The following is an 8703-nucleotide window of genomic DNA, read 5'->3' on the forward strand; positions in this document are numbered from 1 at the left end:
GGAATATGACCGACTGACCACAACGTCCTCGCTGTGTTTGGTTGCCTGCCAGTGCCCGAAGGCCCGACAGGTCTTTTTCAAAGGAACCTCATCCATCGAAGTGGACGGGGTATCAACTTCTGGCGTTGATTTTTGGCACGCTGTTGAGTTCTCAAGGAACGGACGCTTCCTTCGTACTCACCCTCTCGGGCTTTCCTCCGGGCTTTCGTTCTTGCGATTCAGACTCTATCAGAGTCTTTCTCGCTCGCTTTCCAGGTCGTTCGCTTTCGCGCTTTCCCTTTCCGGCGGTTCCGACTCTATCAGTGCTTTTCCTTCTCTCCGACCACCCGCTCGCCGCGCCAAAGGGCACGCCGAATTCCAGGAGTGGAGATCGAGATCGTCACTGCTTGAGGAGGAGTCCCGGCCATCGACTGTTCGCGAGATGTTCACGGAACACGTCTCGGCGGGAGTCACGACAGTACAGGCCCCGTGGGGCGCAGGCAAATCCATTCACGCGTATGGTCTAGTCCACCGGTCTAGTCCACTAGTCTCCGTGTCGAAGGGTCAGCCCGGGTCGGTACCGACATCGGGCGAACCCGTACAAGCTGTGCAATATCCTTCACACGAAGATGCCCCACCCCCTGGGAGGCCCCCATGACCAGCGTGACGTCCCCACTTGCCGGACGCGCCATCGGACTCGCGGCAGTGCCCGACCCGGTGTTCTCCGGCGCGATGGTGGGTCCTGGCACCGCCATCGATCCCGTGCGCGAGCCCTCCGCGGCGGTGTCCCCCGTCGACGGCGTGGTCGTCTCCCTGCACCCGCACGCGTACGTCGTGGTCGACGGTGAGGGCCACGGCGTGCTGACGCACCTCGGGATCGACACCGTCCAGCTCAACGGCGAGGGCTTCGAGCTGCTCGTGAACAAGGGCGACACGGTGGTCCGCGGCCAGGAGGTCATCCGCTGGGACCCGGCCGCCGTCGAGGCCGCCGGCAAGTCGCCGGTGTGCCCCGTCGTGGCGCTGGAGGCGACGGCCGACTCCCTCTCCGACGTGGTCGAGTCCGGGGACGTCAAGACCGACGACGCCCTCTTCAGCTGGCAGTAGGACCTCAAGGCGTCCGCCTGCTCCCACAGGCGGGTCGGACATCCACCGCGGCGGCTGCGGCCGCCGCTCAATCGGAGACGGGTGAAATGGAGACAACGCTGCGAGGCGTCGGCGTGAGCCACGGTGTGGCGATCGGCGAGGTGCGGCACATGGGTACGGCCGTCCTGGAGCCGCCGGCGAAGCAGATCTCCGCGGACGAGGCGGAGCGCGAACAGGGGCGCGCCCGTCAGGCCGTGGAAGCCGTGTCGGCCGACCTGATGGCGCGCGGCCAACTGGCGGGCGGCGAGGCCCAGCACGTGCTCGAGGCCCAGGCGATGATCGCCACGGACCCCGAGCTGATGTCGGACGTGGACCGGCGGATCGTCGTCGGCAGCACGGCCGAGCGGGCCGTGTACGACGCGTTCGCCTCCTACCGCGACCTGCTCGCGGGGGCGGGCGAGTACATGGCCGGCCGGGTGGCCGACCTGGACGACGTGCGCAACCGGATCGTGGCGCGCCTGCTCGGTGTGCCGATGCCGGGTGTGCCGGACAGTGACGAGCCGTACGTGCTGATCGCGCGGGACCTGGCGCCCGCGGACACCGCGCTGCTGGACCCGGCGCTGGTGCTCGGCTTCGTCACCGAGGAGGGCGGGCCGACCAGCCACAGCGCGATCCTCGCGCGGGCGCTGGGCGTGCCGGCCATCGTGGCGCTTCCGGGTGCCGGGGAGATCGCCGAGGGCACGGTCATCGCCGTGGACGGCAGCACCGGTGACCTGTTCGTGGAGCCGACCGCGCAGAAGCGGGCCGAGCTGGAGGCCGCCGCGGCCGAGCGGAAGGCGGCGCTGGCCTCCTCCTCCGGTCCGGGCGCGACCTCCGACGGTCACAAGGTGCCGCTGCTGGCGAACGTGGGCGGTCCGGCGGACGTGCCGGCCGCGGTGGAGGCCGGGGCCGAGGGTGTGGGTCTGTTCCGCACCGAGTTCCTGTTCCTGGACGACAGCAAGAAGGCGCCGTCCGAGGAGAAGCAGATCGAGTCGTACCGCAAGGTGCTCGAGGCCTTCCCCGAGGGCCGGGTGGTCGTGCGCGTGCTGGACGCGGGCGCGGACAAGCCGCTGGACTTCCTGACTCCGGCGGACGAGCCGAACCCGGCGCTGGGCGTGCGTGGTCTGCGGACGCTGCTGGACCACCCGGAGGTGCTGCGGACGCAGCTCACGGCGCTGGCGAAGGCGGCCGAGGGGCTGCCGGTCTACCTCGAGGTGATGGCCCCGATGGTGGCCGACCGGATCGACGCGAAGGCGTTCGCGGACGCCTGCCGCGAGGCCGGTCTGGTGGCGAAGTTCGGGGCGATGGTGGAGATCCCCTCCGCCGCGCTGCGGGCGCGCTCGATCCTGCAGGAGGTCGAGTTCCTGTCGCTGGGCACGAACGACCTCGCGCAGTACGCCTTCGCCGCCGACCGTCAGGTGGGTGCGGTGTCGCGGCTGCAGGATCCGTGGCAGCCGGCGCTGCTCGACCTGATCGCCATGTCGGCCGAGGCCGCCAAGGCGGAGGGCAAGAGCTGCGGCGTCTGCGGTGAGGCCGCGTCGGATCCGCTGCTGGCCTGTGTGCTGACCGGTCTGGGGGTCACCTCCCTGTCGATGGGTGCGGCGTCGATCCCGTACGTGCGGGCGACGCTCGCCAAGTACACCCTGGCGCAGTGCGAGCGCGCGGCCGCGGCCGCGCGGGCCGCGGACACCGCCGAGGAGGCGCGGGTGGCCGCGCAGGCGGTGCTGTCGGGCGAGTAGCCGGGCGCCTGTCGTACCGGTCGAGGGGCCTTCGCCGTGGGCGGGGGCCCCTCGGCCGTTTCGGGGCAGGGGCTGCGGGGTTACGGGCGGCCGTGGGGGCCGGGGGTGTCGACCTCGTAGCCGGGGCAGTACTCGACGCCCGGTTCGGGGGCGACGGGGTCGCCGGTGTCGGCGTCCGTGCAGTAGGCGTCGAAGACGGCCGCGGCGGACAGGGGCAGCAGGCGGCCGTGTTCCAGGCGCCAGCCGTGGACCCGGTCGTGGAAGCCCGCGGTGCTGCTGCGCAGGACCAGTCCGCCGGGGCCGCCGAGGGCAAGGCCGGCGGCGAGGACGGTCACGAAGTCGAGCTGGTCGCGGCCCTCGGCGCGCAGCGGTGCGCCGGGCTCGTCGGGGGCCTCGGCATGCAGGACGGCGATGAGCTGCTGTTCCTCGGTGGGGATGCTGCAGACGAGGTGGTGGCGGCCGGGGCCGGCGCCGTCGACGAGGCGGCGCACCAGGGTGGAGGCCCGTTCGAAGGAGGCGCGGCCGATGTCCTCCCCGCAGTCCGCGCACTCCCCCACGCCGGCGAGCACCGCGCCGGCGTACTCCCAGGTGGCCTGGCGGACGGAGGCGTCGACGAGGAGGGGTACCAGTTCCTCCACGGGCCGGCCGTCGTAGGGCAGGGCGGGGCCGCAGGCGAGTTCGGCGGTGAAGCGGCTGCGGGTCGGGGCGCTGTCGGGGTCCAGGCCGTGGTCGGCGCAGTAGTCGGCGTACTCGTCGGGGTCGAAGAGGGCGACCGTGGTGTGGATCCCCTGGGCGGCGAGGGAGCGGAGCAGGGCGTCGACGTGGTGGAGGTAGTCGGTGTAGTCGTCGCCGGGGTCGAAGGCGAAGCTGCGGTAGTCCCGCATGGCCGCGAAGTCCCTGGCGTCGGCGAGGAGGCCGACGGTGCTGGGGACCTCGCGGCGCAGCTCACGGCGGAGGCGGGAGGCGGGTCGTGACGGCTTGGGCGTGGTGTTCATGGTTCCCCCTGAGTGGCGCGCCGGGCGGCGCGACGGCTTGCTCACTCAGCGTAACCACGCCCACTGACAGTCACTTCCGGGTGCGGCCGAGCTCCTCGTAGAAGGCGAGCAGGTCCGGGTTGTCGACCGAGCCCGGGTTGACCGCCTTGGCGAGCGGAGTGCCCTGGAGGAGGCGCTTGACGGGGACCTCGATGCGCTTGCCGGTGAGGGTGTGCGGGACGGCCGGGACCTCGATGACCTCGTCGGGGACGTGGCGCGGGGAGAGCTGCTCGCGGATGGTGGCGGCGATCTTCTTGCGCAGGGCCTCGTCGAGGACGGCGCCGGGGGCGAGGTGGACGAAGAGTGGCATCCAGTAGCCGCCGTTCGGTTCCTCCAGGCCGATGACCAGGGATTCCTTGATCTCGGGGAGGCGTTCGACGGCCTCGTAGATGTCGGCGGAGCCCATCCGGACGCCCTGCCGGTTGAGGGTGGAGTCGGAGCGGCCGTGGATGACGACGGAGCCCCGGTCGGTGATCGTGATCCAGTCCCCGTGGCGCCAGACTCCGGGGAACATCTCGAAGTAGCTGTCGCGGTAGCGGCTGCCGTCGGCGTCGTTCCAGAAGTGGATCGGCATGGAGGGCATGGGGGCGGTGACGACGAGCTCGCCGACCTCGCCGGTGAGCGGTTTGCCGGCCGGGTCCCAGGACTGGAGGTCCGTGCCGAGGCAGGCGGCCTGGAGTTCGCCGATGTGGACGGGGAGGGTGGGGACGGCGCCGGCGAAGCAGCTGCAAACGTCGGTGCCGCCGCTGACGGAGGCGATCCACAGGTCCTCGGCGACCTCGTCGTGGAGCCAGCGGAAGCCGTCGGGGGGCAGCGGGGAGCCGGTGGTGGCGACGCACTTGACGGCGGAGAGGTCGAAGTCGCGGGACGGGTGGACCTCGGCCTTCTTGCAGGCCATGACGTAGGCGGCGGAGGTGCCGTAGAGGGTGGCCCGGGTGCGTTCGGCGATCCGCCACTGGGCGCCGGTGTCGGGGAAGCCGGGGCTGCCGTCGTAGAGGACGACGGTGGTGCCGGTGAGGAGGCCGGAGACGAGGAAGTTCCACATCATCCAGCCGGTGGAGGTGTACCAGAAGAACCGGTCCTCGGGCCCGAGGTCGCAGTGCAGGCCGAGCTGCTTGAGGTGTTCGAGGAGGATGCCGCCCTGGGACTGGACGATCGCCTTGGGCGCGCCGGTGGTTCCCGAGGAGTAGAGGATCCACAGCGGGTGGTCGAAGGGGACGGGCTCGAAGACGGGTTCGGCGTCGCCGGAGGTCAGCTCCGACCAGGAGCTGGTGCCCTCGGGGGCGGGGGTGCCCAGGAGCGGGATGTGGACGACGGCGCGCAGCGAGGGGAGGCCTTCGCGCAGCTCGGCGACGGTCTCGCGGCGGTCGTGCTGCTTTCCGCCGTAGCGGTAGCCGTCGACGGTGAACAGGACGACGGGTTCGACCTGCTCGAAGCGGTCGAGGACGCTGCGGGCGCCGAAGTCGGGGGCGCAGGAGGTCCAGACCCCGCCGACGGCGGCGGTGGCGAGGAGGGCGACGACGGCTTCGGGGATGTTGGGGAGGTAGCCGCTGACCCGGTCGCCGGGGCTGACGCCGAGGGCGCGCAGCTCGGCGGCGAGGGAGCCGACCTGGCGGCGGAGCTCGGCCCAGGTGACGGGGGTGGGCTCGTGGGTCTCGTCCACGTGGAGGAGGGCCGGGTCCTGGGCGCGGGCGGGGTCCTCGGCGGCGCGCAGGGCGTGCTCGGCGTAGTTGAGGGTGGAGCCGGGGAACCAGCGGGCGCCGGGCATGGAGCGGTCGGCGAGGACGCTCTCGTAGGGGGTGGTGAACCGTACGTCGAACCATTCGGCGACGGCCTGCCAGAAGGTGTCGAGCTCGTCGACGGACCAGGCGTGCAGGGCGGGGTAGCCGCCGTCGGCGGGGGCGCCGAAGCGTTCGGCGGCCCAGGCCTGGAAGGCGGTGACGCGGGCCGCGGCGATCCTGTCGGGGCCCGGGGACCAGAGGGGTTCCGGCTGGGTGGCAGAGGTCATGGGTGGGCTCCCGGTCAAGTCTGTGGCTCGCGCTTCGTGTGCGTACGGTGCCACCGGTGCGTCGGTGTGCGCGCGGCGGCCCACTGGGACGATGCCATGTGATCGACATCCGCACCAGAGCCGTTCCCGGGTGCCCCGGGGCGATTCCCGCCGCCGTCCCGTCGGTCCCCGCCGTTCCCCGCCGTTCCCACCGCCGGTCCCCCGCCGCCGTCCCGTCGGTGCGTCCGCGGGTGAACGGCAGTTGAACGCCGCCCGCTCGGCCGGGGGGCGGTGGCAGGGTGATCGCCATGGACGGTCGTGAACTGGTGCGTGCGGTGCAGGAGCTCGGTACGGCGCGCGGGCGGCGCGCCTGGCGCGCGGCGCTGCGCCACCGGCGGACGGACGCGGAGGGGCTGGCTCCGCGGGGTGTGGAGCGGGCGCGGGTGCCCGGGCTGCTGGAGGGGACGGAGCCGCGGCCGGGCGGGGGCGTGCTGCGGTTCGCGCGCAGTGAGCTGACGGTGCGGGTGGGGCTGGGCGGGGTGGTGTTCTGGGGCTGGGACGGGGCCGCGCCGGAGCCCTCGTACGCGGTGCGGGGCGGGGGGCCGGAGCCCGATCCGCGGGCGGTGCTGGAGCCGGACACCGGGGGCGGCTGGCGGGTGGTCTCGGAGCGGGTCACGGTGGCGGTGTCGCGGCACGGGGCGGTGGAGGTGCGGACCCCAGGCGGGGCGGTGCTGCGGCGGGAGCTGCCGCCGCGGTGGTGGGATCCGGTGGAGGGGGCGGGCGGGGGCGGCTCGCGGTGGCTCCAGCGGGCGGAGGTGCCGGCGGACGCGCGGTTCTTCGGGCTGGGCGGGCGGGCGCGGGGGCCCCGGCTGCGGGACGGGGAGTACCGGCTGTGGAACACCGATCCGAAGGGCGGGTTCGGGCCGGACACCGATCCGCTGTACATCACGATGCCGGTGCAGGTGGTGGTGGCCGACGCGGGGACGCACCTGGCGTTCTACGACAACACCTGGGACGGGCGGGTGGTGCTGCGCGAGGGCGAGGAGGGGGCCGGGTCGGGGGCGGACCGGCCGGGGTGGAGCGAGCTGCGGCTGGAGGGCGGGCCGGCCCGGTGCTGGGTGCTGCCGGGGACTCCGGCGCGGGTGGCGCAGGGGTGGGCGGGGCTGACGGGGGCACCGGCGGTGCCGCCGGAGTGGGCGCTGGGGTACCAGCACGCGCGGTGGGGGTTCGGGAGCGCGGCGGAGGTGCGGCGGGTGGTGGCGGGGTACGCGGAGCGGGGGCTGGCGCTGTCGGCGGTGCACCTGGACATCGACCACTACGACGGGCACCGGGTGTTCACGGTGGACCGGGAGGCGTTCGCGGACCTGCCGGGGCTGGCCGGGGAGCTGGGGGCGGCCGGGGTGCGGCTGGTGTCGATCGTGGACCCGGCGGTGAAGGTGGGGGACTCGGTGCACGCGGCGGGGCTGGAGGTCGGGCCGCACGGGGCGTTCGTGCGGGACGGGAAGGGGCGGGAGGTGCGGGGGGAGGTCTGGCCGGGTGAGTGCGCCTATCCGGACTTCACGGACCCGGCGGTGCGGGAGTGGTGGGGGCGGCTGTACGGGGAGCGGCTCGCGCAGGGGTTCTCCGGGTTCTGGCACGACATGAACGAGCCGGTGTCGTTCGCGCCCTGGGGGGACGCGACGCTGCCCCGGTCGGCGCGGCACGTGCTGGAGGGGGCGGGGGGCGACCACCGGGAGGGGCACAACGTGTACGCGCTGGCGATGGCGCGGGCGGGGTGGGAGGGGCTGGTGCGGCTGCGGCCGGAGGAGCGGCCGTTCCTGTTCTCCCGGTCGGGGTGGGCGGGGATGCAGCGGTACGGGGGGACCTGGTCGGGTGACGTGGAGAGCAGCTGGGAGGGGCTGCGGGCGTCGCTGGCGCTGGTGCTGGGGCTGGGGCTGTGCGGGGTGCCGTACTCGGGGCCGGACGTGGGGGGGTTCGGGGGGTCTCCGTCGCCGGAGCTGTACCTGCGGTGGCTGGAGCTGGGGGCGTACCTGCCGCTGTTCCGGACGCATTCGGCGCTGTGGGCGGGGCGGCGGGAGCCGTGGGAGTTCGGGCCGGAGGTGGAGCGGGGGGCGGCGCGGGTGCTGGCGGAGCGGGAGCGGCTGCGGCCGTACTTCGTGACGCTGGCGCACCTGGCGCGGCGGACGGGGGCGCCGTACGTGCGGCCGCTGTGGTGGGGGGCGCCGGAGGACCGGCGGCTGCGGGACTGCGAGGACGCGTTCCTGTTGGGGGACGCGCTGCTGGTGGCGCCGGTGCTGGAGTGCGGGGCGGACCGGCGGGCGGTGCGGTTGCCGCGGGGGCGGTGGTACGACACGGCGACGGGGGCGGCGCACGAGGGGCCGGCCCAGGTGCTGCTGGACGCCCCGCTCGGGCGCACCCCGGTGCTGGCGCGGGCGGGGTCGGTGCTGGCGGTGCGGCGCGCGGACGGCTCGGTGGGGCTGGAGGCGTGGGCGCCGGCGCGGGGGCGGACCGGGGGCGGGGTGGTGATCCGGGATCCGGGGGCGGGGTTCGGGGCGGGGGAGGTCGAGCGGTACACCGTGCGGTGGGCCGGGGAGGCGGTGGTGGTGGAGGACGAGGCGGGGGGTGTGGTGAGCGGGGTGGAGGTGCGGGGGGTTTAGGCGGGGGGGGTGGTGCCCTGGTCGGGCGGGGGGTGGCGGTGGCTTCGGGGGCCGTTGCCCTGGCCGGGCGGGGGGTCGGGGGTGGCCGGGGTCGGTGCCGGGGTGGGGTGTCGTCCGGGGCGGGCTTCGATGTTCGGCGCTCCGACACCGCTGGGGCTGACCACGAAGCTAAAGGGGTCGAGATC

The 8703-nt window shown here is 73.8% G+C and carries 5 protein-coding genes and 1 pseudogene; 3 read left to right on the forward strand and 3 right to left on the reverse strand.

The window, feature by feature from the left end; genetic code table 11:
* Window positions 1–633: 633 nt before the first annotated feature.
* Together ACFVXK_RS34500 and ptsP are read left to right on the forward strand one after the other, a co-directional pair.
* Window positions 634–1083 (forward strand): PTS glucose transporter subunit IIA, encoded by a 450-nt coding sequence (locus tag ACFVXK_RS34500; RefSeq protein WP_389619945.1) that lies wholly within the window; start codon window positions 634–636, stop codon window positions 1081–1083.
* Between the two features lie 86 nt (window positions 1084–1169).
* Window positions 1170–2840: a phosphoenolpyruvate--protein phosphotransferase gene (ptsP, locus tag ACFVXK_RS34505; protein WP_389619948.1), complete on the forward strand. Its 1671-nt coding sequence runs from the start codon at window positions 1170–1172 to the stop codon at window positions 2838–2840.
* A gap of 80 nt (window positions 2841–2920) precedes the next feature.
* Here the strand turns inward: ptsP and ACFVXK_RS34510 are convergent, their stop codons facing one another.
* The gene (locus ACFVXK_RS34510; RefSeq protein WP_389619951.1) at window positions 2921–3835 is read right to left on the reverse strand and encodes a hypothetical protein; all 915 of its coding nucleotides are present in this window, start codon (window positions 3833–3835) and stop codon (window positions 2921–2923) included.
* A gap of 70 nt (window positions 3836–3905) precedes the next feature.
* Window positions 3906–5882 (reverse strand): acetoacetate--CoA ligase, encoded by a 1977-nt coding sequence (locus ACFVXK_RS34515; RefSeq protein WP_389619954.1) that lies wholly within the window; start codon window positions 5880–5882, stop codon window positions 3906–3908.
* Window positions 5883–6169: 287 nt separating this feature from the next.
* Here ACFVXK_RS34515 and ACFVXK_RS34520 point away from each other — a divergent pair, with 287 nt between their 5' ends.
* Window positions 6170–8518: a TIM-barrel domain-containing protein gene (locus ACFVXK_RS34520; RefSeq protein WP_389619956.1), complete on the forward strand. Its 2349-nt coding sequence runs from the start codon at window positions 6170–6172 to the stop codon at window positions 8516–8518.
* Here the strand turns inward: ACFVXK_RS34520 and ACFVXK_RS34525 are convergent.
* Window positions 8515–8703, reverse strand: a pseudogene (locus tag ACFVXK_RS34525) (hypothetical protein); the annotation flags it as partial. The gene ACFVXK_RS34520 and the pseudogene ACFVXK_RS34525 sit on opposite strands and share 4 nt — an antisense overlap.

The sequence above is a fragment of the Streptomyces sp. NPDC058157 genome (genome assembly GCF_042884105.1).
Taxonomy (GTDB): domain Bacteria; phylum Actinomycetota; class Actinomycetes; order Streptomycetales; family Streptomycetaceae; genus Streptomyces.